General features: G+C 61.5%; 28 protein-coding genes and 1 tRNA gene. 9 read left to right on the top strand and 20 right to left on the bottom strand.

Going from position 1 to position 25,158, the window contains the following annotated elements; all coding sequences use genetic code 11:
- Nucleotides 1-41 precede the first annotated feature (41 nt).
- The 9 genes from LF599_RS10705 to LF599_RS10665 form a co-directional block, all read right to left on the bottom strand.
- Entirely contained in the window at nt 42-503 is a 462-nt protein-coding gene (locus tag LF599_RS10705; RefSeq protein ID WP_269942453.1) for a tRNA (cytidine(34)-2'-O)-methyltransferase, read from the bottom strand.
- 3 nt (nt 504-506) lie between these two features.
- Nucleotides 507-1,214: a molybdopterin-guanine dinucleotide biosynthesis protein MobB gene (locus LF599_RS10700; RefSeq protein WP_279520737.1), complete on the bottom strand. Its 708-nt coding sequence runs from the start codon at nt 1,212-1,214 to the stop codon at nt 507-509.
- A gap of 16 nt (nt 1,215-1,230) precedes the next feature.
- Nucleotides 1,231-1,884: an energy-coupling factor ABC transporter ATP-binding protein gene (locus tag LF599_RS10695; RefSeq protein WP_279520736.1), complete on the bottom strand. Its 654-nt coding sequence runs from the start codon at nt 1,882-1,884 to the stop codon at nt 1,231-1,233.
- Nucleotides 1,881-2,576: an ABC transporter permease gene (locus LF599_RS10690; protein WP_279520735.1), complete on the bottom strand. Its 696-nt coding sequence runs from the start codon at nt 2,574-2,576 to the stop codon at nt 1,881-1,883. The genes LF599_RS10695 and LF599_RS10690 overlap by 4 nt, the downstream gene beginning before the upstream one ends.
- Before the next feature lie 65 nt (nt 2,577-2,641).
- Nucleotides 2,642-3,466 carry a substrate-binding domain-containing protein gene (locus LF599_RS10685; protein ID WP_269942454.1) on the bottom strand — a complete coding sequence of 275 codons (825 nt, stop codon included), beginning with the start codon at nt 3,464-3,466 and terminating at the stop codon, nt 2,642-2,644.
- A 54-nt stretch (nt 3,467-3,520) separates the two neighbouring features.
- Nucleotides 3,521-3,907 (bottom strand): winged helix-turn-helix domain-containing protein, encoded by a 387-nt coding sequence (locus LF599_RS10680; RefSeq protein WP_279520734.1) that lies wholly within the window; start codon nt 3,905-3,907, stop codon nt 3,521-3,523.
- Between the two features lie 129 nt (nt 3,908-4,036).
- Nucleotides 4,037-4,873: a HesA/MoeB/ThiF family protein gene (locus LF599_RS10675; protein ID WP_279520733.1), complete on the bottom strand. Its 837-nt coding sequence runs from the start codon at nt 4,871-4,873 to the stop codon at nt 4,037-4,039.
- Nucleotides 4,874-4,877: 4 nt separating this feature from the next.
- Nucleotides 4,878-5,105, bottom strand: coding sequence for a MoaD/ThiS family protein (locus tag LF599_RS10670; protein ID WP_269942457.1), 228 nt, complete (start codon nt 5,103-5,105; stop codon nt 4,878-4,880).
- Between the two features lie 93 nt (nt 5,106-5,198).
- Nucleotides 5,199-6,926 (bottom strand): aldehyde ferredoxin oxidoreductase family protein, encoded by a 1,728-nt coding sequence (locus tag LF599_RS10665; RefSeq protein WP_279520732.1) that lies wholly within the window; start codon nt 6,924-6,926, stop codon nt 5,199-5,201.
- A gap of 286 nt (nt 6,927-7,212) precedes the next feature.
- Here LF599_RS10665 and LF599_RS10660 point away from each other — a divergent pair, with 286 nt between their 5' ends.
- The 3 genes from LF599_RS10660 (at nt 7,213) to LF599_RS10650 (ending at nt 8,802) form a co-directional block, all read left to right on the top strand.
- Nucleotides 7,213-7,677, top strand: coding sequence for a hypothetical protein (locus LF599_RS10660; protein WP_279520731.1), 465 nt, complete (start codon nt 7,213-7,215; stop codon nt 7,675-7,677).
- Nucleotides 7,678-7,833: 156 nt separating this feature from the next.
- A complete protein-coding gene (locus LF599_RS10655) occupies nt 7,834-8,469 on the top strand; it encodes a hypothetical protein (protein WP_279520730.1) in 636 nt (211 codons plus the stop codon).
- 51 nt (nt 8,470-8,520) lie between these two features.
- The gene (locus tag LF599_RS10650) at nt 8,521-8,802 is read left to right on the top strand and encodes a hypothetical protein (RefSeq protein ID WP_269942460.1); all 282 of its coding nucleotides are present in this window, start codon (nt 8,521-8,523) and stop codon (nt 8,800-8,802) included.
- On the opposite strand, the gene LF599_RS10645 is transcribed toward LF599_RS10650, so the two are convergent.
- A complete protein-coding gene (locus LF599_RS10645; RefSeq protein WP_279520729.1) occupies nt 8,777-9,385 on the bottom strand; it encodes a LysR substrate-binding domain-containing protein in 609 nt (202 codons plus the stop codon). The two genes, LF599_RS10650 and LF599_RS10645, sit on opposite strands and share 26 nt — an antisense overlap.
- A gap of 2 nt (nt 9,386-9,387) precedes the next feature.
- Nucleotides 9,388-9,765, bottom strand: a complete 378-nt coding sequence (locus LF599_RS10640) for a LysR family transcriptional regulator (RefSeq protein WP_279520728.1) — start codon at nt 9,763-9,765, stop codon at nt 9,388-9,390.
- 378 nt (nt 9,766-10,143) lie between these two features.
- Between LF599_RS10640 and LF599_RS10635 the strand changes: the two genes are divergently transcribed.
- The 6 genes from LF599_RS10635 to LF599_RS10610 all read left to right on the top strand — a co-directional run bounded on the left by LF599_RS10635 (nt 10,144) and on the right by LF599_RS10610 (nt 17,600).
- Nucleotides 10,144-11,790: an arylsulfatase gene (locus tag LF599_RS10635; RefSeq protein WP_279520727.1), complete on the top strand. Its 1,647-nt coding sequence runs from the start codon at nt 10,144-10,146 to the stop codon at nt 11,788-11,790.
- Between the two features lie 131 nt (nt 11,791-11,921).
- Nucleotides 11,922-12,905, top strand: coding sequence for an HAD family hydrolase (locus tag LF599_RS10630; RefSeq protein ID WP_279520726.1), 984 nt, complete (start codon nt 11,922-11,924; stop codon nt 12,903-12,905).
- Nucleotides 12,906-13,052: 147 nt separating this feature from the next.
- Nucleotides 13,053-14,351, top strand: coding sequence for a cytochrome b N-terminal domain-containing protein (locus tag LF599_RS10625; RefSeq protein ID WP_279520725.1), 1,299 nt, complete (start codon nt 13,053-13,055; stop codon nt 14,349-14,351).
- Complete coding sequence (locus LF599_RS10620; protein ID WP_279520724.1) at nt 14,348-14,857, top strand: QcrA and Rieske domain-containing protein; 510 nt, start codon at nt 14,348-14,350, stop codon at nt 14,855-14,857. The genes LF599_RS10625 and LF599_RS10620 overlap by 4 nt, the downstream gene beginning before the upstream one ends.
- Before the next feature lie 24 nt (nt 14,858-14,881).
- Entirely contained in the window at nt 14,882-17,152 is a 2,271-nt protein-coding gene (locus LF599_RS10615) for a tetratricopeptide repeat protein (protein WP_279520723.1), read from the top strand.
- An 85-nt stretch (nt 17,153-17,237) separates the two neighbouring features.
- The gene (locus LF599_RS10610; RefSeq protein WP_269942473.1) at nt 17,238-17,600 is read left to right on the top strand and encodes a SpoIIAA family protein; all 363 of its coding nucleotides are present in this window, start codon (nt 17,238-17,240) and stop codon (nt 17,598-17,600) included.
- 79 nt (nt 17,601-17,679) lie between these two features.
- On the opposite strand, the gene LF599_RS10605 is transcribed toward LF599_RS10610, so the two are convergent.
- The 9 genes from LF599_RS10605 to LF599_RS10565 all read right to left on the bottom strand — a co-directional run bounded on the left by LF599_RS10605 (nt 17,680) and on the right by LF599_RS10565 (nt 25,152).
- A tRNA-Val gene (locus LF599_RS10605) sits at nt 17,680-17,756 on the bottom strand.
- Nucleotides 17,757-17,834: 78 nt separating this feature from the next.
- Nucleotides 17,835-19,937 (bottom strand): FAD-dependent oxidoreductase, encoded by a 2,103-nt coding sequence (locus LF599_RS10600; RefSeq protein ID WP_279520722.1) that lies wholly within the window; start codon nt 19,935-19,937, stop codon nt 17,835-17,837.
- Between the two features lie 12 nt (nt 19,938-19,949).
- The gene (locus tag LF599_RS10595) at nt 19,950-20,525 is read right to left on the bottom strand and encodes an electron transport complex protein RnfA (protein ID WP_279520721.1); all 576 of its coding nucleotides are present in this window, start codon (nt 20,523-20,525) and stop codon (nt 19,950-19,952) included.
- Nucleotides 20,526-20,534: 9 nt separating this feature from the next.
- A complete protein-coding gene (locus LF599_RS10590) occupies nt 20,535-21,212 on the bottom strand; it encodes an electron transport complex subunit E (RefSeq protein ID WP_279520720.1) in 678 nt (225 codons plus the stop codon).
- Between the two features lie 13 nt (nt 21,213-21,225).
- Complete coding sequence (gene rnfG, locus LF599_RS10585) at nt 21,226-21,804, bottom strand: RnfABCDGE type electron transport complex subunit G (protein ID WP_269942474.1); 579 nt, start codon at nt 21,802-21,804, stop codon at nt 21,226-21,228.
- Entirely contained in the window at nt 21,805-22,785 is a 981-nt protein-coding gene (locus tag LF599_RS10580) for an RnfABCDGE type electron transport complex subunit D (RefSeq protein WP_269942475.1), read from the bottom strand.
- Nucleotides 22,779-23,984 (bottom strand): electron transporter RnfC, encoded by a 1,206-nt coding sequence (locus LF599_RS10575; RefSeq protein WP_279520719.1) that lies wholly within the window; start codon nt 23,982-23,984, stop codon nt 22,779-22,781. The genes LF599_RS10580 and LF599_RS10575 overlap by 7 nt, the downstream gene beginning before the upstream one ends.
- Before the next feature lie 14 nt (nt 23,985-23,998).
- Complete coding sequence (locus tag LF599_RS10570) at nt 23,999-24,739, bottom strand: cytochrome c3 family protein (RefSeq protein WP_279520718.1); 741 nt, start codon at nt 24,737-24,739, stop codon at nt 23,999-24,001.
- A gap of 125 nt (nt 24,740-24,864) precedes the next feature.
- A complete protein-coding gene (locus LF599_RS10565) occupies nt 24,865-25,152 on the bottom strand; it encodes a potassium:proton antiporter (protein ID WP_269942480.1) in 288 nt (95 codons plus the stop codon).
- Between the last annotated feature and the right edge of the window lie 6 nt (nt 25,153-25,158).

Raw genomic sequence — 25,158 nt, 5'->3', positions numbered from 1 at the left:
TTCTTGAACTTTGAAAATCCTACAGCCGGGCGGGTAAAAACTCAAGCCGGGAAGGTGTCCACGATGGAATCCGTGCGGCGCAGGGCTTCGAAGAGCAGGATGCCGGTCGCAGTGGACAGGTTCAGACTGCGGACCTCGCCCCAGATGGGGATACGCACCTTTGGATGGCCGTCCATGAGCTCGGCGGGCAGACCGCGCGATTCCGGGCCGAGGACGATGGCGTCATCGGCCCGGAACTCGAAAAGGTGGTGGGCGGTGCTGCCCTTGGTCGTGGCCATGACCAGTCTCGGCGGCGCGACCGTTTCAAGAAAGTGGTTGAAGTTCGGGTGGATGGTCACGTCCACATGCGGCCAGTAGTCCAGTCCGGCGCGTTTGAGGTGCTTGTCGTCGACGGAGAACCCGAGCGGTTCGATGAGGTGCAGCGGGGTCCGCGTGGCCGCGCACAGCCGCGCGATGTTGCCGGTATTGGGCGGAATTTCCGGCTCGAAGAGAACGATGCGCATGATCTAAACGTCTAGCTTGATGGTGGCTTTGCCGGGAGCGTACCCCTTGAGGGTGCGGATCATTTCCCTGATGGAGGCGGAGATGATGTCCTCCACAAAGGGTTTCATGCCGACCGGCGCGCCGTCGATGTCGAGCTGGATGGAGTTGTGCATGGCAAGGCACGCCTTGGTCGTAGCCTTTCCCGCCACGATCTCCGACGCCAGTGTGTGGCAGTCGGGGCGGCCACAGGTCTCGCAGTCCATGCCCGGCAGGAAGAATCCCTTCTCAAGCACCGTGTCGGCCAGGGCCGGGATGTCGTTGAGCACGGGCACGCCGTCCACGGATTCATCGCCCACGCTTGCTATGGCCAGCTCGGGGTGGAGCCAGTCGATGCCGTCTGACAGGTCGCCGCTCAGACAGAGGATGCGCGGCAGGAAACCCAGTTCCTTGCCTCCTTCCACGATGAGCACATCGTTGTTCAGCAGCGGCAGCAGGTCGGGCAGGAAGCTGCGTTTGGTCCAGTGAACGAAGGTCTCCTTGGGGCTCAGGCCCGCCACGGTGTCGCAGACGGATGCGTAGTCCGTGGTGTCGGCGTCGCTCCAGTCGAAGCCGTGGTGGCTGAACTTGGCCGCGGAAACGGTCAGTCCCTGTTCCTTGAGATGACGGGCGAGCTGCACGCCCAGGGTGGTTTTGCCGGATTTCTTCGGTCCGACGAGGGAGACTGCCTTCATGGATTCCTCCGAACGGTTAGACGGTCCGCACCAGGCGGCCGCTGTCGAGATAATGGATTCGTTCCGCGACCCCTTCGAGCCAGGGCATGTCGTGGCTGGCGATGACCAGGCTCGCGCCGTACTCGTCGCGGGCGGACAGCACGGCCTGATGGATCAGTTCGGCGCTTTTGGCGTCGAGGCTTGCCGTGGGCTCGTCCATGAGGAGGAGCTTGGGCTTGAGAACAAGGCGGGCCGCCAGGGCCACGCGCTGCACTTCTCCGCCGGACAGCTCGTACCATTGCCGCTTGGCGAAGACGGTGGGGGCGAGCCCGACGATTTCGAGCGCCCGGGCCACTTTGATCGGGATGTCGTTCTTGCCTCGAATGCGTAGTCCGTAGGCCACGTTGGCGAAGACCGTGCGCTTGAGCAGGTAGGGTTCCTGCACCAGCAGCGTGACCTGTCGGTTCACGGTTGACTTGGCCTGGGCGGGGCGGCCGAGAAAAGTGATGGTGCCCTGCTTCGGGGATTCCAGAAAGGCGAGCAGCCGAAGCAAGGTGGATTTGCCGGAGCCGTTGGGACCTGCGAGGCCGACGATGGAGCCTTCTTCGAACTCCAGGTGGTCGATGTCGAGGACGGTCCGCTCGGAATACCGTTGGCGAATCTTGTCGAGGGAGATGAGAGGGGTGGTCATTGGACAGCCCGTTTTTTGAGGCCCGCGGCTCCGATGTTGACCAGCAGCGCCACTGCCAGGAGAACCATGCCCAGGGCTATGCCCACGGCGAATTCACCCTTGCCGGTTTCCAGCGCGATGGCTGTGGTGATGGTCCGGGTATGCCATTTGATGTTGCCGCCGACCATCATGGAGATGCCCACCTCGGAGACGATGCGTCCGTATGCGGCCATGGCCGCGAGCATGATGGAATAGCGGGCTTCGAGGACCGTGGCCCACATCATTTGAACCGGGGTCGCGCCCAGGGTGAGCAGGGTCATGGGCAGCCGCTTGTCGAGCGACTCCACGGCGTTGGCGGTCATGGCGATGATGATGGGCAGTCCGAGCAGGGTCTGGCCTATGGCCATGCCCGGCACGGTAAAGAGCAGTCCGGTCCCGCCCAGCGGTCCGTGTCGGGTCAGGAAGGCGTAGACGACCAGTCCGATGACCACCGTGGGAAACGAAAGCAGGGTGTCCACGATGGTGCGGACGACCTTCTTTCCGGGAAATGTGTTGTAGCCGAGCAGGAACCCCAGCGGCACGCCGATAGACAGGCTGCATATCATGGACAGGGTGGACGCATAGACCGTCGCCGTGATGGCGGAGTAGGTCTCGGGATTGCCTGAAAAGAGGAGTTTGAACCCCTGCATGAAGCCTTGCAGCAGATATTCCATATAGGTCTCGTAAAGGGGGGGGAGGGAGACGTAACTCCCTCCCCCGCCGGATCAGGACTGTGATGTTATTTCGCGTTGGGAATGAACAGCTTCTTGCCGAGCAGCTTGAAGTTGCCGATGGCTTCCTGGGTGTCGGGAGTGGCCATCCAGTTGATGAACTTGGTTGCCAGCTCGTACTGGGCGTTCTTGCACTTGGCGGTGTTCACGGCCAGGGCGCTGTACTGGTTGAACAGGACCTTGTCGCCTTCGACCAGGACAACCAACGGCGGGTTGCCGCCCCTGGTGTCGGCGTACTTGATGTAGGTGCCACGGTCGGTCATGGTGTAGCCGTTCTTCTCATTGGCGATGTTGATGGTCGGGAGCATACCCTGTCCGGTCTGGACGTACCAGGCGTCTTTTTCGGGCACGGGCATTCCGGCGGCGTTCCACAGGGACAATTCCTTCTTGTGGGTGCCGGAGTTGTCGCCACGGCTGGCGAACACAGCCTGCTTCTGGGCGATGGTCTTCAGCGCTTCGGCCACATCCATGCCCTTCACGCCCGCCGGATCGGAGGCCGGGCCGATGATGACGAAGTCATTGTACATGAGTTCTTTGCGGTCCACGAGCACGCCTTTGTCCATGTACGCCTTTTCCGATGCGGGAGCATGGACCAGGACAACGTCCACGTCGCAGTTCTCGGCCATTTTGAGGGCCTTGCCCGTGCCCACGGCCACGAATTTGATTTCGATGCCGGTGTCCTTCATGAATTTGGGCACGATCAGGTCGTCCAGCAGGCCGGTGTTGGCGGTGCTGGTGGTGGTGGCCATCATCAGGGTCTGGCCTGCCATAACGGGCAGGGCCATGGCTGCGATGATGAGGCAGGACAGGGTGGCGATCAGCAAACGTTTCATTTTTCCCTCCATTTATGAGCAGTTATATCCGCTGGCCTCAAACGATATGAGGCTCTATTCCGTGTCGTCCCGGTAAAATTCGCCGGCTTTTTTGACGTCCATGTCGAGGAGTTCCGCAGCGCGTTGCGTGGCGTATTCCTCCACATCCAGATAGAAATGCAGAAATTTTTCCATGACTTCCTTGCCATAGGGCGAAAGATTGAAGCGCTGGCCCTTGCCCTTGGTCTTTTCAACCAGAGGCTTGCCGATGCGTTCCTCGGCGTTTTTCAGTTTGCCCCATGCACGGCGGTAGGACATGCCAAGAGCTTCGGCCGCCTTGCGCAGGGAGCCGAGTTTTTCGACTTGTTGCAGCAGGAGAGTGCTGCCAATGCCGATGTAGGTCTGGTCTTCATGGTCGAGCCAGACGCGGAGTCTCAGGACGGTTTCGGGTTGTTGTTTCATGGAGTACCTCGGAGTTCGCAGGCCGGTGAACCCACCATTTTGTAAAGAATATTATAGCAGATGAAGAAAATAGACGATGTTGGGGAATTACGTCAACGAAAACATAATTCAACAGGACTTGGCACCGAATCAGAGCGAAACGGTTTCAAATGTGTGCGAGCGCAGATCGGTCACAAGCATTTTCCCGGCCAGGGTCGGTTGGCCGGTGAGAATGTTGACGACTTCGGAGGCCATGAGCGAGGCCGCGAGGTTTACGGCCGGGGCCGGACAGCCGAGCAGTTCTTCGCCGCCGTTGTCCGTGCCCATGAGATCGGCCGGGCCGATCTGTCCTGGCATGACCACGGCCACATAGCCGGTCCACCCGGCCAGGGCGCCGGTCACCAAGGGGATGGACGCGGCAGTGGCGGCTTTTTGCAGGTGGCCGCGCATGGTCAGGCCGCCCAGGGCGTCCACGGCCACGGTACAGCCTTCCAGGAATTCCGGCAGGGTCTCCGGCGTCAGAAATTCGGGCCGGGCTTCCAGGGTTGCCGAGGGGTTGATCTCCGCCGCCCGCAATTTGGCCGCGCGGGTTTTGCCCCGGCCGAGGCCGCTTAAGGTGGCCAGAGACTGCCGGTTCAGGTTGGAAGCCTCGAATGTGTCGCCGTCAGCCGTGCGCAAGGTTCCGACGCCGAGGCGCAGGAGCTGTTCCAGCAGTGCGCCGCCCAGGCCGCCGAGGCCCACCTGGGCCACGTGCGATCGGAGCAGGAGGATCTGATCCTTTGGGGAGACGGATTGCCGGTTGCGCAGGTAGCGGGTCGGCGTGACGTCGAGCTCAAGGGCCAACGCCTCGATTTCGCAGCCGGGCACAGCGTGGCGCGCGGCAAGGTCGGCCACCCGTTCCACATCAAGGACTTGTCCCGTGCCGCCCCAGGGCAGGGAGCCGGGACGGGCAGTGGCGAGGATGTCGTCTTTGAGGGCGCCGTCCAAAGGGCTAGCCTCCGCCAACCGGGGGAAACAGGCCCACGCGGTCTCCGTCGGCGATTTCGCTGTCCGGGCCTGAACGCAGGGCGTTGATGAACACCAGGGTGACGTCCTTTTCCGGGATGCCGAGTTTGGCTATCAGGGAGCGGACGGTCTCGCCCGGTTCAATAGGATAGTCCTGGCCGTTTTCCGGTAGATATTTCGCCAAGGTGGCGAAGCATTTGATTTCTATTCCCATGCTCTGAATCTAGGCGGTTGAAGGGTCTGGGTCAACCATAAAAAAGGGCCGGGGAACAGTCCCCGGCCCATGTCGTGGACAGTGTCGTCCGAACTAGGCCTTTGCGTCTTGCAGTTCGTCAACGGTGTAGTCCCAGACCACGTTGTGGGGCGGCAGGGGGTCGGTTTCGAAGAAGCGGGGCAGTTGGTCGTCGACCTTGGAGAAGCCCGCGCGCTCGTTGAAGTCCTGCTCGTCCTGCATGGCTCCCGCGCCCAAGGCGACCAGGTCGTCCACGGAGAAGGAGTTGCCGGTCCAGGACTGGACCAGGTCGGCCATGATCTGAACGCCGTTCTCGGAGTCCAGGACCGCGAAGGCCACGAACAGGCAGAAGCCCATGGAGTCGATGGCGGCGGTGGCTACCTGGAGGTTCTTGGACAGCTCGACGTTGCCTTCCTTCTTGTGTCCGTCAACGGTTCCGCCCACGCCAAGGACGTTGGCGGTGACGCCGTATCCAGCGGTGTGATCGGCTCCCATGGCCGTGGTGGCGTAGGTCACGCCGACGCCCTTGACCGCGCGCGGGTCGTAGGCGGGCATGGACTGGCCCTTGACCGTGGGCAGGCGTTCCACGCCGAAGGCGCCGCCCGCGAAGTCCACGCCGTTGCCGATAATCATGCCCATGGGATCGTCGGTGCCGACCTTCTTGAGCAGCTCGATGGCGGCCTTGCCGTCACCCCAGGGGATGATGCCGCCGTCCATGGCCACGGCGATGGTGTTGCCGATTTCGATGGTGTCCATGCCCTTTTCGTCGCACAGGCGGTCCATCATCGCGATATCGTCGATGTCGCGGATCATGGCGTTGGCGCCGAAAGCCCAGACGGTCTCGTACTCGAAGCCGGAACTCAGGTAGTTGCCGTTGGCGTCGTTATACTGCTGGGAGCACTGGATGATGCAGCCGGTGTGGCAGCCTTCGGTGGTCTTGCCGCCGCGCTCGGTGATGACCTCGGCGATCTTTTCACCGGAGATGTCCGCTGCGTGGTCGCACTGGCCGAAGCGGAAGTTCTTGGTGGGCAGTGCGCCCGCCTCGTTGATGACGTTGACCAGCACGGAGGTGCCGAAACCGGGCAGGCCCTCGGCGGTGACCGGATGTCCCTTCAGGATGGAGACCCAGGTGGAGCGGGCTTCCTTGAATGCGTCGTTGTCGACGGCGGAAACCTTCACGTTCACCTCGGGGTCGAGAACGATGGCCTTGATCTTCTTGGAGCCCAGGACCGCGCCGGTGCCGCCGCGTCCCGCGGAGCGGGCGGGCCGCTTGTACGGATCGGTGAACTGGATGGTCGCGGTCTTGCGCAGGGTCTCGCCGGCGGGGCCGATCATGGCCGCGCACAGCTTGTCGCCGTATTCGCCCAACAGCTTGTCATGGCCGGGATAGGTGTCCATTCCGGCGATGTCGGACGCGTCGCGGAACTCGACCCTGTCTTCGGTGATGAACAACGTGGAGAAGGGCGCGTCTTCCTCGGGCTTGTCCTCAAGCACGATGGCGAGGAGTCCGAGCTTGGGCATTCTGTGGCCGAACAAGCCGCCGGAGTTGGATTCCTTGATGCCGCCGGTCAGCGGGGACTTGGTGCCAACGGACACACGGCCCGAGTTGGCAGCCGTGGAGCCGCCCAACAGGCCGGAGGCGATGACCAGCTTGTTCTCGGCGGACAGGGGATGGCTGGTGGCGGGGACTTCCTTGTTGATGATTCTGGAGGTCAAGGCGCGACCGCCCAAGCCGACGTACTGGCCGACTTCATCAAAGGAATATTCTTGAGTTCGGCAATTGATTCTAAGGATCTTAGGCATAGGATTACCCTCTGCGGTTAGGATTCAGCGTTTTTCTTGACGCTTTGTCGATACTCTGACTATTGATTTAATCATAGCCTAGTTTGAAAATTAATGTCAAAAAAAACAGTATATTGTGCTCGGTTTGGCATAATGTTTGATTTCGGTACAATGGTTTGGACAGGAGGAAGTGAATTTGTCCGGGAAAAACGACTATATGGAAATATTGATGCCCGTAGAGGCGGTTTCCGCGTGGAATTATCTTTTGCAGAAAGGATTTGCCTTAGAAACGATTTCCGGCAGCTCGGTGAGAAATTTTTTGCGGAGCGCGCTTGGTTTCGACGACGAATTCATCGACGGGACAGTCAGGACCATATTCCTTAATAACAGTCCGGTGGACGATCTGGACGATACCTTCGTCAAGGACGGGGACCGGCTGGCCCTGGGGGGCGCAATGCCCGGCCTGGTGGGTATCGTCATGGGCCGCGACAATTTCTACAAGAGTTTCCGCAGCGGCATTTCCGTCAAGGATCACGTTCCGGCCCAAGCGGCCCCGGCGCGGCTGTCTGTGAAGGTTTTCAGCACGTTGGCCGTGGAGAGCGGCAGGAATATCCTCGGCCGGGGCATCCTGGTCGACGCTGCGGTGCTGGCCGAGTTCCTTGACGGAAAGAAGGACCGGATTATCGAAGTGGACGGCATGAGCGCGGACGATTTTATCGCCGGGCTTGCGGGCAAGACCGGCGATGTGGCTATTCGGATCAGATTCGTCTGACCTATATTTAGTCGGCGACGGCTTGTATTTGTCGACAGGTAACAGGTGCTCCATTATTTCTTGACATTTGATGATAACAAAAAAATTATGTTTTAACATGAATATAGTGTTTTTTGTTATCAAATCTGTGTGGAAAGCCATGAGGAGTGCTTTTCGATGAACGCCACTTTCCTGAAAAGAATCATGGAAGACCGGATGCGCTCGGCTGCGCGTTCGGTCTTTGTTTTTGTCGCCGTGCTGGCGGGATTGTGCGTTGTCGTGATCCCTGCTCAGGCCCAGGACGGCAAGGCGTCCGCCACGGTTCACAGTCCCGATTCCCTGTCCGAGGCCGGAGCCAAGCTTGCCAACCCCTTGGGCGACCTGTGGGCCTTGAATTTTGACCTGCATCCATTGCAGTTCTTTGACGGGAAAGAAGTGGACGGCGGGCCGAAGTATGGCGTTGGGCTGAATTTTCAACCGATTTTGCCCATTCCGCTCATGGGCTCGGGCGACGATCAGTCCAAACTTGTCACCCGCCCCGTAGTGCCCATCATTTTTTCACAGCCCGTTCCCAAGGGAGGGGGCGATGTGCGTCAGGTGAGCGGCCTCGGCGATATTCAGTTGCCGGTCATTTACACGCCGTCGATCAACGTGACCGGATCTAATCTGATTATTGGAGCGGGAGCCACGGCCCTTTTGCCCACCGCCACGGACAGCCGTTTGGGCCAGGACCAGTGGGGCCTGGGACCGGCTGCCGTGATCGGGTATAAGAACAAGCTGTTCACCGCCGGTATTTTCCCCAATTATTTTTGAAAGCTTGCGTCCGCAGGCCAAGGCGGAAAGGCTGATCTCAGTCAGGGCACCATGTTGTATTTCCTGACCTTCAATCTGCCCGATGCCTGGCAGGTGGGCATGAATCCGACCATCACCTATAACCACAACGCCTCGGACGGGAACAAATGGACCGTGCCGGTGGGGCTCTTTGTGGGCAAGACTGTCAGCATGGGCGGCACGCCCGTGAACATCAAGGCTGGGATCGAGTATTCGGTGGTCAAGCCCGAGGACTTCGGCCAACAGGCCATGTTCCGCATTCAGATCTCCCCGGTGATAAAGTCGCTTATCACTGAACCTCTCTTCGGAAAATAGGCGCGCGTTTCCCGTCCGCGCGATGGTCCGTTTCGGGCGCGTTACGGTACACCACCTCATCGGCCACGGCCATGAAGAGGTCGTGGAGGCAGTCGATCGCCTTGATGGTTGAACGTCCCTTCAGGGTCACTATGGCGTAATCGGTCCTCAATTCCGGCACATCCACCGGCAGGAGGCGGAGGCTGTCCTTGAATACGCTCTTGTCGAACACCTCACGTGTGGTGATGGTGAAGGCATCGCCGGAGCTGACCACACGCAGTAGGGTGTGCAGGTTGTCGCATTTTATCAGGCCGGTGCCGAGGTCTTCGAGTCTTCGGATTTTTTCCCCGAGGAGCTTGCTGAGCAGGGCCAGCACGGGCTCGGACGTCCACATGATGGCCATCGGGTGGTTGAAAATTTCTTTGATTGAAGGCGATGGAAGTTTGATCAGCGGATGGTCTTTCCGGCAGCAGAAATAGCCCTGCTGTTGGGGGAGCGGGGTCAGGGAGAATTCCTGATTGCCGTGCATCTGGGAGGCGTCCGCGACATAGAAATCGATGGCCCGTTTGCGCAGTAGTCCGTTGAGCCTCGGCGCGTGGTCCACGGTCAGTTTGACGGTACCTTCGGATACAGCTTGTTGAACCGCCCGATGGCCTCGCCCGCCAGCACTTCGCCGGGAAACGGGCCGCATCCGATGTGGATGATCCCCTCTTCGCCCCCTCTTAACATGGAAATGTCACGATGCAGCAATTGCACCTCGCGGAGCATTTTTTGTCCCCGTTGCTGGATGAGGGCTCCATATCCGGTGGGCAGCAGCTTGCCGCGCGTGCGGTCGAACAGCTTCACTCCGAGCCTTTCCTCCAGGGTGAGGATGGAGCGGCTGAGCGCCGGTTGGGAAATGCAGAGGTTGTCTGCCGCGAGCCGGAAATTCCCGTATCGGCAAAGTGCGTCGATTTGTTCGATGTGCCTGAGAGTAATGTGCATTTCGTGCTCCCGTTGGGGGTGCGTATGAATTAACCACGTGCGTCCTGATCCAGAGCGAGGTGTTTTTTGCGGTCTTTTTTTCGTTGGCGTAACGATCTCGTTTTTCGAATAAAAAAAATAACCTTGTATGCATATAACAAAAAATTATCGAATAGAAACAAAAAAGCATTGGCAAATTTTAGAAACCGCCTTTAGAAAATAAAATAGGTTATAGTGTTATGGCGGGATGGTTTTCCGTTTACACGGTATCTCTTGGTGTGTTTTTGCCGGTGCCGCTCGTCTGCCGGCAGTGAGTGCTCGTCAGTTTTTCAGGCGTTGGTTTCGACGACGGAACTTCATTCCCAGGCCCCATAGTTAAACCTAGGGAGGAAATTGCTTATGAGACCGAAAATGTTTTTTGTGGCGGCAATTGCGTCCGCCCTGGTCCTTTGTCTCGCGGCGTTCGCCGTGGCGGCCGAGAAACCGAACATTCTCCTGATCGTCTCCGACGACACCGGGTTCGGCGACCTGGGCGTCTATGGCGGCGGCGAAGGGCGCGGAATGCCCACGCCCAACTTCGACCGGCTGGCTGATGAAGGCATGACGATGTTCTCGTTCTATGCCCAACCGAGCTGCACGCCGGGCCGCGCCGCCATGCAGACCGGCCGTATCCCCAACCGCAGCGGCATGACCACGGTTGCCTTCCAAGGTCAGGGAGGCGGCCTGCCCGCTTCCGAGTGGACCCTGGCCTCCGTGCTCAAAAAGGCGGGGTACAATACCTACTTCACAGGCAAGTGGCATTTGGGAGAGGACGATTACGCGCTGCCCAACGCCCATGGCTACGACGTGATGAAGTATTGTTTCCTGTATCACCTCAACGCGTATACTTATGCCGATGCCAATTGGTTCCCCGACATGGACCCCAAGCTGCGTGAAATGTTCGCGAAGGTGACCAAGGGGTCCCTGTCCGCCAAGGCCGGAGAAGAGGCCAAGGAGGACTTCAAGGTCGACGGCTCCTACAACAACACCCCGGAAAAGGGCGTGGTGGGCATCCCCTTCGTGGACAGCTACGTGGAAAAGGCGACCCTGGAGTTCCTGGAAGAGGCAGCCAAGGGCGCCAAGGACGGCAAGCCGTTCTTCATCAACGCCAACTTCATGAAGGTGCACCAGCCCAACCTTCCGGCTCCCGAGTTCAAGCACAAGTCCCTGTCCAAGACCAAGTACGCCGATTCCATCGTGGAGCTTGACACCCGCGTCGGCAACATCATGAACAAGCTGCGCGAGCTCGGCCTGGATAAGAACACCCTGGTCTTCTGGACCACGGACAACGGCGCCTGGCAGGACGTGTACCCCGATGCGGGCTATACTCCCTTCCGCGGCACCAAGGGCACCGTCCGCGAGGGCGGCAACCGCGTTCCGGCCATTGCCTGGATGCCCGGCAAGATCAAGGCCGGCAGCCGCAATAGCGACATCCTGGGCGGCCTGGACCTGATGGCCACATTCGCTTCCGTGGCCGGAGTCGAGCTTCCGAAGAACAACGTCGAGGGCAAGCCCATGGTCTTCGACAGCTACGACATGTCCCCGGTCCTTTTCGGCAAGGGCAAGTCTGAGCGCAACAGTTGGTTCTACTTCACCGAAAACGAATTGACCCCTGGCGCGGTGCGCGTGGGCAATTACAAGGCCGTGTACAATCTCCGCGGCGACAACGGCGCGCATACCGGCGGTCTTGCCGTGGACTCCAACCTCGGTTGGAAGGGGCCCGACAAGTACGTGGCGACCGTACCTCAGGTCTTTGACCTCTGGCAGGACCCGCAGGAGCGCTACGACGTGTTCATGAACAACTACACCGAGCATACCTGGACGCTGGTGTCCTTTAATCTGGCCGTCAAGGAGCTGATGAAAACCTATGTCGAGTATCCTCCCGAAAAGCTCCAGAGCGAGGTTTACACCGGCCCGATGACGCTGACCAACTATCAGCGTTTCCAGTATGTCCGTGACTCCCTGAACAAGGAAGGCATCAGCCTGCCCATGCCCACGGGCAACTAGGTTGGACCGTAGCCGTGTTGAATTGATCGAACGACAATCCGTGACGCTTGCCCCCGGGAGCGCGAAGCTTTCGGGGGCAAGTCCGTCCAAGCGGGTGGACTGTCCGCTTAAAGCCCCAAAAGGAAGACGCCATGGGCTACACTTTGAAGACTTGGAAGATACTGTTTGCGGCTTTTGTCCTGGTTTTCTTCTCGGGCCTTGCGCAGGCCGCCGATCCGCTTCCCTCCTGGAATGACGGCGACGTCAAGCGGAGCATTGTCGATTTCGTGAGCAGGACGACATCGGAGGGCGGCCCGGATTTCATTCCGGTTTCCGAACGGATAGCCGTCTTTGACAATGACGGCACCTTGTGGGCGGAAAAGCCCATGTATTTTCAATTGTTCTTTGCCCTGGACCGGGTCAGGGAACTGGCCCCGGAGCATCCCGAATGGAAGACGCGGGAGCCTTTCGCCTCCTTGCTCAAAGGCGATATGGAGACGGCGGCCAAGGGCGGGATGAAGTCGCTCCTCGAAGTGGTCATGGCCACCCATGCGGGCATGACCTCTGCCGAATTCGAAGCCCGGGTCAAGCAGTGGATCGCGACGGCGAGGCATCCACAGACCAAGATGCCGTATACGGCGATGGTCTACCAGCCCATGCTTGAGCTTTTGGCTTATATGCGCGCCAACGGTTTCAAGACCTTCATCGTATCCGGCGGCGGCATCGAGTTCATGCGCCCCTGGTCGGAAGCCGTGTACGGTATTCCGCCCGAGCAGGTCGTGGGCAGTTCCATCAAGACTAAATTCGAGATGCGTGATGGAAAGCCGGTCATCATCCGCGAAGCCGAGCTGGGCTTCATAGACGACAAGGAAGGCAAGCCCGTGGGCATCAACCTGCACATCGGCCGCCGTCCTGTCGCCGCCTTCGGCAATTCGGACGGAGACCTTCAGATGTTGCAGTACACCATGGCCGGGGAGGGTGCCCGTTTCGCCCTTCTGGTTCGCCATACCGACGGCGGGCGCGAGTTCGCCTACGACAAGGGCGCGGAGAAGGCACAGGCCGAGGCGGCCAAGTCCGGTTGGGCCGTGGTGGACATGAAGAACGACTGGAAGACGGTGTATCCCGAAACCAAGTAGCGCGCCCGGTCTGCCGGAATTCGCTCCGCCTCGCCGCGACTTGTGTGCGGCGGGGTGGAGTTCCTTTCATTCTGGCCGGATGTGCGTTATACCTTGTCTGTATATTGTCCGGCCAGCGTCCCGCCGATTCTTGAACAAGGAAGATTCATGAAGGCGTCCAGGCAGTCCATCACCGACTTCATTCTCCACCTCCATCCCCGGACCGTGCCGTACCCGACGATCCGCTTCCGCCTGAGCTGGGGGCTGGGGGGCATGGCCGTAGTCTTGACGGGATTGCTTTTTCTTACGGGTGCGCTCCTGCTCCTCGCCTACCGGCCGACGCTTGAGGAAGCCTACGGCTCGGTGCGGGCCCTGGGCCGCGACATTCCCCTCGGATATTGGGTACGCAACATTCATCATGCCAGCGCGAACCTGTTGGCGGTGGTCGTCGTGCTCCATCTGCTGCGCACGGCCCTTACCGGAGCCTTCGGGCCGGGCCGCCGCCTCAACTGGACAATTGGGCTCGGCCTGCTCGTTCTCGTGCTGGCCGCCAATTTCACCGGCTACCTGCTTCCATGGGATCAACTCGCCTATTGGGCCGTGACGGTTTCCATGGCCGCGCTCGGCTATATTCCCTTGTGCGGGGATTGGCTGCGCGGGGTTATCCAGGGCGGGCCCGAGATCGGACAGGCGACCCTGTCCAACTTCTATGTGTTGCATGTGGCGGTTATTCCCGGCTCCCTGCTGGTTCTGCTCCTGTGGCATTTCTGGCTTGTGCGCAGGGCGGGTGGACTCATCAGCGCGTCGGAAGGGGGCGAGCCGATTCGGCGGATTCCCGTGGTGCCGAATCTGATCGCCCGCGAGGCGGCCGTCGGCCTGTCCCTCGTCGCCTTTGTCCTTTTTCTGGCCATGTTCTGGAACGCCCCCCTGCTTGAGCAGGCCAATCCGGGCATGAGCCCCAATCCAACCAAGGCGCCGTGGTATTTCCAGGGATTGCAGGAATTGCTGCTGCATCTTCATCCCGTGTTTGCGGCGTTTGTCTGGCCGTTTCTGGGCGGCGCGGCGCTTTTGCTGCTCCCTCTCATTCCGGGCAGCGCACTGCCGGGCGGCGTCTGGTTCGGTTCGGAGCGGGGCAGGGGGCTGGCGGCATGGGCCGCAGGAGGCGGCGCGCTTTTGGCCGTGGCCGCCGTGTTGGCCGACAACGCCCTTCGGCAGCCGGGCGTCGGCATGGCTGCGGGTGCGTTGATTGCGCGCGGGATAGTTCCCACCTCGGCCGTCATTCTTTTGGCGGCTGGGGGGTATTGGCTGCTGGTCAAGGCCGCGAACCGCACCAGGGCGGAAGCGGTCATGGCCGGTCTTGTCGCGGGGTTCGCGATTCTCACTGTACTCACTGTTGTCGGCGTTTTCTTCCGCGGCGCGGAGATGCACCTGGTTTGGCCCTGGCATGGAACAGGAGGCAGCTTGTGAGCAAAACGGATACGCGTTTCGCCGGGTTCAAGATTGGCCGCCGGACTTTCTTCAACAGGCTTTGGGCTGTGCTCGGTCTGGCGGCTCTGGCCGAGTTCGGTTGGCTTGGCATATCGTTCCTGGCTTCGCGCAGGGACCGCAACCGGCCGGAGCGCGAGGTCGGCGTGGTTGACGCGGGCGAAATCTCGATGTTCCTGCCCGGCACTGTGACGGCAGTGCCACAGGGGCAGTTCTACCTCGCCCGACTGCCGGACGGGGGATTTCTGGCCCTGTCGAGGACCTGCACCCATCTGGGATGTTCCGTGCCGTGGGATGAGGAGAAAGGGGCCTTTGTCTGCCCCTGCCACGGTTCGACTTTCAGTCTGACAGGGGAGGTCCTGACCGGGCCTGCGCCGAGGCCCCTGGATACCTATCCCGTGCGTATAGAAAACGGCATGGTCAAGGTGGACTGCGCCAAGGCCCGTCGCCGGGACCGCTTCCTTGCGGAACAGGCGACGAGAATCTAGGACGCGGGGAGCGGAGGCGTCGCCATGGCCAAACCCTTTCACGACTCGGCAATATGGGAGCGGATCGCATTCGTCGCGGCGGTCCTCATCCTGCTGTCTCCGTTTGCCGCTCTGCATCTTCGTCCGCCCGTCGCGCCGGAGCCGGAGGAATCCGCTCGGTTCGTGGGTTCCAAGGCGTGCGCCGAATGTCATCGAAGCGCTTATGACAAGTGGCTCGGCTCTGACCATGACAGGGCCATGGACGTGGCCGACGAGACCACGGTGCTCGGCGATTTCGATAACGTCGTCTACACCGATCCTCATACCGGCGCGGCGACCCGTTTCTATCGGCGCGACGGGCGATACTGCGTCGAAACCGAAGGGCCGGACGGCAAACCCGGGCGGTTCGAGATTTCCCACACCTTCGGGGTCTATCCTCTGCAACAATATCTCATTCCGTTCCCGGGGGGCAGGTTGCAATGCCTGAATATCGCCTGGGACGTCGAGCGGAAGGCATGGTACCGCCTGCCGCCCTACGATGTGGAAGGACCGAGCGATTGGCTTCACTGGACCAACGGCGGCCAGACCTGGAACGCCATGTGCGCCGAATGCCATTCTACGCGGCTTCGAAAGGGGTATGACCCGGAGAGCGGCGTCTACGACACCACTTGGGCCGAGATCGACGTGGGGTGCGAAGCCTGTCACGGGCCGGGCTCCAAGCATGTCGAGTGGGCCGGGCTGCCGCCCCTGGCGCGCAAGGACACGCCGAATTATGCCCTGACCGTGCGCACGGCCAATCTCACTGCCGGGGAGCAGGCCGCGATCTGCGCCCCGTGCCATTCACGCCGTTTTCAGTTGGGCGACAACCGCCACGTTCAGGAGGAATTGCTGAACCTGATGATACCGCAATTGCTCGGCGAGGGGATGTATTATCCGGATGGCCAGATACAGGAAGAGGTCTACGTCTACGGTTCTTTCGTGCAGAGCCGGATGTTCGCGCGCGGGGTGCGGTGCGGCGATTGCCATGACGTGCACGGTTTGAAGCGTCATGCGGACGGCAATGATCTGTGCACCCGGTGTCATCGGGCCGAGGTCTATGATTCGCCTGGCCATCATTTCCACAAGCGGGAGCATGAGGGGAAGCCGAGCGAGGGGCATCTGTGCATTCAATGCCATATGCCCGAGTCCACCTATATGGGCATCGACAGACGGGCGGATCACAGCCTGCGGATTCCGCGTCCCGATCTGAGCGCGGCCCAGGGAACTCCCAACGCCTGTTCGGCCGAAGGTTGCCACGGCGACAAGCCGCTGGAGTGGAATGTGAAGGCCGCGACCAAGTGGTACGGGGAGAAGCGCAAACCGCACTACGGTACGGTTATCGCGGCGGGGAGGGCTGAAATGCCCGGGGCCGAGGCAGAGCTTGTCCGTCTGGCCGATGACGCGCTTTCGCCCGCCATTGTCCGGGCCACGGCTCTGGAGCTGCTCCGCGCCTATCCGTCGGATGCGAGCCGGGCCGCTTTGGCCAGAGCTTTGGAGGATGAGGACGCCCTGATTCGTTACACATCCATCCGAAGCCTGGAATATTTCGACGCCGGGACCAGGCTCAAACGCATTGCGCCCAAGTTGTACGATCCGGTCGCGGCCGTGCGCATGGAAGCCGCCGCGCTGCTCAGCGCGTTGCCCGAGGAGGACCTCCGCGAGGCGGATCGGGAAGCCTTCCGGCGTGGCCTTGAAGCGTACCGGCGGAGTATGCGCTACAACGCCGACTTCGCCCCCCAACGGTACAATCTTGGCAATCTGGCCGTTAACCGGGGGCAGGACGCCGAGGCGGAGCGGGAATACCGCAAGGCCATCGAAATCGACAGCCAGTTCTATCCTGCCAAGGTCAATCTGGCCATGCTCCTGAACCGGAGGGGAGACAATGCCGAGGCCGGGCGGCTTTTGCGGGAGGTTGTCACCGACAATCCAGATCTGCACGAAGTCGCCTACTCTCTCGGCCTGCTCCTTGCCGAAATGGGCCGATACGAGGAGGCCGAGGGCCATCTTGGCCGGGCGGCCGCGCACATGACGGAAAACGGTCGTGTTCAGTACAACCACGCGCAGGTCCTGCTTGCCCTGAATCGGCCTTTGGAGGCGGGGGGAGCTTTGGAGAGGGCGCTGGCCGCCGATCCGCGACGCGACTATTTCGTGGCTCTTGCCAATGTCTATCTGGCCACGGGCAGGCCGGAAAAGGCCAGGGAATTGGCCATGCGGACCCTGGAACGGTCGCCCGGCGACACCGCCGCCTTGGAGCTGCTTCGCCACCTCAACCGTTGATTCGGTCGGCGGCTGGTTCTGGGCTTACGTTTGCAAATGAGGTATGGTTGTATCGTGGAGTGCCATTCGATCAAGGAGGAGCCTCATGATTACCGTTATGGAACAATCCACGCCGATGATGCTCGCTGTCCGGGCTTCCGGCAGATTGACGGACGCTGACTACCGGGACGTCTGGATTCCGGCCTTGGAGAAGGTCATCAGTGAGAACGGCAAGGCCGATGCCTTGTTTTGCATGGATGCGGACTTCACCGGGTGGGATGTAATGGCAGCTTGGGACGACGCGAAGTTCGGCCTGGCCCATCGCAAGGATTTCCGCAGACTCGCCGTGGTCGGCGGTCCCAATTGGGTGCGATGGGGAGTCAAGCTCGGCGAATTGCTCATGGACTGCGAAATAAGATTGTACCCGCCCGAGAAGCTCGGCCAGGCCCTGGAGTGGGTCACGTCTTGAGGCTCCGGCCAAAGACGGTCTTGATCACATACAAAAGAAAACGGACGCTTGATTCAAGCGTCCGTTTTTTCAATCAAAGTGGTGGGCGATACGGGATTTGAACCTGTGACTTCCACCGTGTGAAGATGGCACTCTGACCAGCTGAGTTAATCGCCCACTTTGGTCTTCCCTCGGGGACATCGCCTCAAGGGAGAAACTGTATATCCTTCTACCCTGACGCTTGGCAACCTTTTTTTACTGATTTTTTACACAATCTTCGCTGACGCATTCCTGGCCGTCGGTCATGTCCCGATTGTAGCAGGTCAGACCGCACCGCAGGCATCGGCACGTCTCGTGTTTGGCCTGGGCTTCGTTGAGCGCGCCTTCTATTTCGTCGAAGGAGCAGGCCCGTTCGTCGCATTCCAACAAGTGCGGCATTCTGGATCGTTCACGCCAGCCGACATCCGGGATGTCCGTGAACATGGTGTAGGCGAGCAGGTCGCGCTGGGTGCGTTCGTCCACATGGGGCGTTTCACCGTTGAGGTACTGGTTGATGGACCGGGCAGCCTTGCGGCCTTCGCCCAGCGCGGTGATGACCAGGGCCGGACCGGTGTGCATGTCGCCGCCGGTGAAGACATGGGGCAAAGCCGTCTGGAGGGTATCGGAATCGGCCGCCAGGGTGCGCCAGCGCGTCTCCTCCAGTTGGCAGACGCCGTCTTCGTACAGGCAGGAAAGCTCGGGCTTCTGGCCGATGGCGGTGTATACGGTGTCCGCTTCGAGCAGGGTCTCGGACCCTTCGATGGGAACGGGACTGCGGCGGCCCGATGCGTCAGGTTCGCCGAGTTCCATTTGAATGTATTCGATATGGGTGACGTGCCCGTTGTCGTCGGTGACGATGCGCGTGGGCGCGGCGAGGAAGAGGTAGTTGACGCCTTCCTCCTCGGCTCCGATGATTTCCTCCACGTTGGCGGGCATCTCGTCGCGGGTGCGGCGATACATGAGCGTCACTTCCGCGCCCAGGCGCAGACTGGTCCGGGCCGCGTCGATGGCGGTGTTGCCGCCGCCGATGACCACGACCTTCTTGCCGGTGCCGGTGTCGACGCCCAGTCCCACCTTGGTCAGGAACTCGGTGCCGGTGGAAATGCCCGAGGCGTCCTCGTTTTCGATGCGCAGGTTCATGTTCATCCAGGCGCCGATGCCGAGGAACACGGCTTCGAAGCCGTCTTCCCGCAGGGTGTTCAGCGAAAAGTCCTTTCCGAAAAACTTTTCGTATTGCACGTCGATGCCCAGGTCGAGGATGCCCTCGATCTCCCAGTCGAGCACGGCCTTGGGCAGCCGATATTCCGGGATGCCGTAGCGCAACTGGCCGCCGAGCTTGGGCATGGAGTCGAAAATGGTCGGGCTGTGGCCCAGGCGGCGCAGGAAGAAGGCGCAGGACAGCCCGGCGGGGCCGCCGCCGATCACCGCTACCTTGCGGCCGGTGTCCGGAGCGCAGGAGATGGGCAGTCGGGTCCCGGAGTTCATTTCCCAGTCCGCTGCAAACCGCTTTATCATGTTGATGCCCACGGGTTCGTCCACGTGGCCGCGACGGCAGACGCCTTCGCAGGGGTGGGGGCAGACCCTTCCGATGGACAGGGGCATGGGGATGCGTTCGCGGATGGTTTCCAGAGCGCCCGCATAATCGCCGCGCGAGACCTGCTCAATGTAGCGGGGGATGTTGATCTGGCCCGGGCACTTCTGTCGGCACGGAGCCAGGCAGTCGGATTCGAGGTTGAGATGGGTGATGCGCGCGGACATGCCCCAGACGGTAATCACGCCGCGCGGGCAGACCTGTTCGCAGCCGCCGCAGGCCGTGCAGAGGTTCGGGTCGACCACGGGGTAGCCGTTGGGCCCCATCTCGATGGCGCCGAATTGGCAGGCCGTGACGCAGGTGCCGAAGCCGAGGCAGCCCTCGGGGCACATTTTCGAGCCGCTGTAGAGCATGTGCTGGGCGCGGCAGTCCTTGACGCCCGCGTATTTGTAGACTTCCTCGGCGCGGACGCCGCCGGTGCAGTCCACGAACGCCACCTGTTTCTCCATGGAGGAGAACTCAAGGCCCATGATGGCGGCCACCTTTTCGGCCACGGCGTCTCCGCCGATGACGCAGACCGTGGCGCCGGCTTTGCCTTCGACCACGCCCTGGGCCGCCCCGGCGCAGCCGGGGAAGCCGCAACCGCCGCAGTTGGCCCCGGCCAGCACGCTTTCCACTTGGGCTATGCGCGGGTCCTCGTAGACGTAGAGCAGCTTGGAGGCCACGGCCAGGATGATGGCGGCCGTGAACCCGATGCCGAAAAGAATCAGAACGGAAGCGGTTATCATGTAGTCAAACTCCTAGGAAGCCATGCCCTTGAAGGCGAAGAAGGCAAGAGACATGAGGCCTGCCATGACGAGGCCGAGCGGCGTGCCCTTCATGGCCATGGGCACTCTGGACAGGTCGAGGCGTTCGCGGATGCCCGCCAGAAGCACCAGAGCGAGCATGAAGCCGAAGCCCGACGCCACGGAGAAGATCAGGGTTTCGAGCAGGGTGTATTCCTCGCGCTGGCAGATGATGGCGATGCCGAGCACGGCGCAGTTGGTGGTAATCAGCGGGAGGAAAATGCCGAGCGACTTGTAGAGCGGGGGGATGGCCTTTTTCAGGAACATCTCGACGAATTGGACCAGGGCGGCAATGACCAGAATGAAGGCGATGGTCTGGAGGTAGCCGAGGTCGCTGGGCGCGAGCAGGAATTTCTGCACGCACCAGGTGATGACCGCCGCCATGGCGGCCACGAAGACGACGGCCAGCCCCATGCCGATGGCCACGCCCGATTCCTTGGACGTGCCGATGAACGGGCAGTTGCCCAGGTATTGCGCCAACACGATGTTGTTGACGAAGATGGCGGCTATGACGAGAACGAAGTAATCCATGATGCCTCCCTACACTCTCGGCTTGCTGGAGCACATGCCGCAGGTCTTGCAGTCGTGGACCGGGCCTTCGATGGCTTCCAGTCCCTTGGTCTTGCGCTGCCAGTTGGTCAGGGCGTTCATGCCCGCGAGCAACACGCCCAGGCAGACGAAGGCGCCGGGGGCCTCCACCATGAAGCCGAAGGGCTCGTACCAGGAACCCATGATCTGCATACCGAACCAGGTGCCGTACCCGAACAGTTCACGCAGGGAGCCGAGAAACGTCAGGGAGAGGGTGAAGCCCAGCCCCATGCCGAGGCCGTCCGCCACGGACAACAGAACCGGGTTCTTGGAGGCGAACGCCTCCGCCCGGCCCAGGATGATGCAGTTGACCACGATGAGCGGCACGAAGATGCCGAGCTGTTGGTACAGCGGATAGGCGTAGGCCTGCATGAGCAGCTCGACGCAGACCACCAGGGATGCGGCCACCACGATGAAGCAGGCGATGCGGACCTTGGACGGGATGATGTTGCGCAACATGGATACCAGCATGTTGGACAGGGCCAGGACGAAGATGACGGCCATGCCCATGCCGAAACCGTTGTAGGCCGTCTTGGTCACGGCCAGGGTGGGGCAAAGCCCCAGGACCAGCTTGAACGGCGGCAGGTCGCGCCACAGTCCTTTCGAGAATTCCTTCCACAATGTGCTCATGCTCAATACCTTGCTAGGACGCCCACGTGGTGTGGATCTTGTCCTTGATCTGTTGGAAAATCCTGATCGCTTCGTTGACGGCGGCCACGCTGCCGGTGGACGAGATGGTCGCTCCGGCTATGGCCGTTATGTCGCCGCCGTCCTTGGACAGGGCCAGGGAGTCGGTGGAATGGCCGCGGAACTGATCGCGGTACTCGGGTTCCACCAGGCGCATACCCAGTCCCGGCGTCTCCTTGAGGGTGGTCGTGCCGATGCCCGCCAGTTTGGAGCCGTCGGTGTCGAAGCCGACCATGATGCCTACCGGGCCGCCATAGCCTTTGCCGAAGGTCTCGAAGGCCACGCCCAGGAGCTTGCCGTCCTTCATGGCGGGGAACACCGTCACCGGGCCGTCGGGCAGGTCGAAGGTCTTGCGGTCCTTGACCGGGTTGTTGTCGCAGTCGGCGAATATTTGCGTCAGGGCCGGGCCCTGCACATAGGTCATGACCTGTTCCTCGATGCGTTCGGAGGTGGCCTGACGAACCGAGGCCAGGGTCAACCCGGACAGGCCGCAGATGAGCGACAGGACCAGGACCATCTTTATCATTTCTTTCATTTACGCGCCCTCCGTGCCGTCCAGGAATGAATAGGGACCGCCGAACGGTTTGGGCCGGATGCGGTCCAGCAGCGGGGTGAACAGGTTGGCCAGCAGTATGGCGAAGGGCACGCCGTCGGGATAGATGCCGTAAACCCTGATGACGATGACCATGGCCCCGGCCATGAGCCCGAAGAGGACGGACGGCAGCCGTCCGATGGGGCTGGATGCCGGGTCGGTGGCCAGGAAGAAGGCTCCGAAGACCGAACCGCCCGCCAGCAGGTGGAACAGGGGCGGGGCATAGACCGTGGGGTCGATGAGCCGGTAGACCCAGGCCGTCAGCAGGAGGCCGCCGATGAATGCGGCCGGGATTTCCCATGAGATGTGCCTGCGCAGGAGCAGGTAGGCTCCGCCCGCCAGGAGAGCGGCCACATGGACCGCGCCCAGGCCGCCGAGCTGGTTGCCCAGGAGCAGGTCGGAGAAGTGGATGGAGTCGATGGCGTCCACGCCGAAGTACTTGAGTTGTTGCAGGGGCGCGGCCAGTCTGGAGGAGAGCATGGTCGCGTTGGTGTCCATGTAGCCGCCCCAGGAGATGCGGCACACGGCCCAGCCCACCAGCGGCGAGCAGAGCGGGTTGCCGCCCAGGCCGCCGAAGATCATCTTGCCCATGGCGATGGAGGCGATCGAGCCGACCGTCACCAGCCACCACGGGGTCGAGGCGGGCAGCAGGAAGGCGAGCATCAGGCCCGTGACCAGGGCGCTGTAGTCGTCCACGGACTGTTCGCGTTTTATGATTCGGTTGAGCGCGGCCTCGGCGGCCACGGCGACGGCGCAGGACAGGGCCATGACCCGGAGCGCTTCCACGCCGAAGACGGCCACGGCCATGACGGCCGCCGGCAGGAGCGCGATCAGGGTGTCCAGCATGTGGCGGCGGATGGTCCGTCCGCAGTGCACGTGCGGCGGGGCGGTTACGGTCAGAATTGGATTGAGCGGCTTCAGCATGGCGTGTCTCCGGTCTGCTCCTTGATTTCGTCGCCCGAAGGTCCGGCGGGCGCGCTGGCTCCGGCCAGCAGGGCCAGCTCGTACTTGGCGAGGCGGATGTATTGCAGGAGCGGGCGTTGCGCCGTGCACCAGTAGCCGCACAGGCCGCATTCCATGCAGGAGTGGATGTGATAGGCCTCGGCCCGTTTGAACTGTTTGAATTCGGCACACCGGCTTATCAGGCCGGGCATGATCCGGGCCGGACAGTGGCGTTCGCACGTTCCGCAGCCCAGACAGAAATTGTCTGTGGGCTCCAGGGCCGCTTCACGGCGCAGGATGGTCAGGCCGCAGGCGTCCTTGCCCACGCCCTGATCGAGGTTGGCCGCTGCCAGGCCGCGCAGGGGCCCGCCCAGGACGATGCGGTCGCCCGGTTGGATTTGCGCTCCGGCCTCGGCGGCCAGGAAGCCGACGGGGGTGCCCACGCGGACGAGCTGGTTCTGCCCGCCGATGGTCATGACCGTCTCGGTCACCGGGCGGCCGGTTTCCATGACCCGGCCGATGGCGTACAGGTCGGCGACGGAAAGCATGGTGGCGTTGTTCGGTCGGGAACCGGGCAGGACCTCCTGTCCAAGGACCGCCTTGTACACCAGAGGATCGAGCCCGTTGGGATAGACCGGGGCCACGTGGACCACTTCGCAGTTGGCGAAGGCGTTGGCCCGGTTGCCCTTGGCGGCCGCCAGGTACATCTTGGACGGCTCCACAACCTTGGCGGCCGTCTCCAGACCCAGTTCCAATGTCTTGCGGTAGTCGTGCAGCAGAGGCTCGAATACGGATATGCCCGGTTCGGGCGGAACGCCGTTCACGATCAGGGTGGGGGCCTTGTACAGCGCGCCCACGTTGATGCCCATGGATTTGAGCCACAGCCTGAGCGGCTCGCCGCCGTCCAGACAAGGTTGAAGCGTGTCGGTTTTTCCGCCTCCATCCATTTCAATAAGCATGGAGTGGCGTTCCACTTCGAGAATGGTCCCGGCCAGCGGGGCGTGCAGGTCGCCCGTGTCCGGACCGTTGCCCACGGCCACCTTGGCGCCCGCAAGGACCTGGTCGCCCACGGCAAGGATCGGGGTCAGACCGTCCATGGGGAGGCGCAGCCTGTCGGGGAGGGAGGCCGAGGCCAGGGGGCCGGTCTCGCCACATAGCAGGCTGAAGTCGTAATAGCTCATGTTCTTCGGATCCCTTATTTCATATGGCATTGGTAGCAGGCGTCGTCGCCGAACGGGCCGCTTCCGTTTTCTTCATGGCAGCTCATGCATTGCGCGTGGTAGGCGGCCATGGTGGTGGGTATCAACTGGTCCGTCGGGACGGTATGACAGTCGGCGCAGGCCCGGTATTCGGCCTTGGCGGTCGGTTCGGTCTTGCGCTCGTGACAGCGTGTGCAGCCCGGAGTCCCTTCCTTGAACATGTCGTCATGGCAGTCGGCGCATCGGGCGTGGGCCGCGTCGCGAAGGCTGGGCAGGGAGTCGTCACCGTTCGAGTGGCAGTCGGAACAGGCCTGCGGTTCTGGTTCGATGTCCTCGGAATGGTGGCAGGACCGGCAGTCGCCGTCGGCGTAGTCGTCCGCATGTTCGTCATGGTCGAACCTGTTGATGGTCGCTCCGGCGTGGTGGCAGGAGGCGCACAGCTTTTCGTCCATGGTCTTTTGGTGTTCGGCAGCGAACGCCTTGTCGAACTTGGCCACATGACAGGTGGAGCAGGCCGGAGGGTTCGGGTCGTCACCAGTGGTGTGGTGGCAGTCCGCACACTGTCCGCCTTGGTCCTCGATGTGTTGGGCGTGGTTCAGGATGACCTTGCCGCCTTTATTCTCCAGCAGCACCCGAACCGGCGGTCCTTCGTGACCGGTTGGGGCCAGATAGCCGCCCAGGGCGGCGAGAAAGAGGATGCCGGTCACGATGACGATGGGGAGATACCGTTTCTGCAATAGATGAACCTCTTGATTTAGGGCTTAATACCAATGTTTAGCTGAAATCGTGTGGTTTAGTCCATACCCTAAGGGTTTCATGGTTGTGACGACGGTTGTCCGAAAATGGTTGTTTCGGGCCGAATTTATTTCCGGCGCAGCAGCCCGATGGCGAACATCAGACCGAATATCGCCACTCCCGCCCACCATAGGAACAGGGCGAGTTCGGTTGTGGCGAGCAAGTAGGCGGCCTTTGCGGCCATGTCGAGGGGAAGCCTGAGCGCAAGGGCCGGCAGGTCGAGGCCAAACAGACCGCCGAGAACGTTCATGAGGGTCAGGGAGGGGCGTGATCCGGTGACGGCCCAGGCTATTCCTTGCCAGGCCAGTGTCAGAAGGCATCCTCCCCAGGCGAGGATTCCGAGCGTTTTGAGCATGGGGAG

Source organism: Pseudodesulfovibrio thermohalotolerans (assembly GCF_021353295.2).
GTDB classification, from domain to species: Bacteria; Desulfobacterota; Desulfovibrionia; order Desulfovibrionales; family Desulfovibrionaceae; genus Pseudodesulfovibrio; species Pseudodesulfovibrio thermohalotolerans.
Note: the sequence above shows the minus strand (reverse complement) of the source record. Positions and strands in the feature narration are given on the sequence as shown.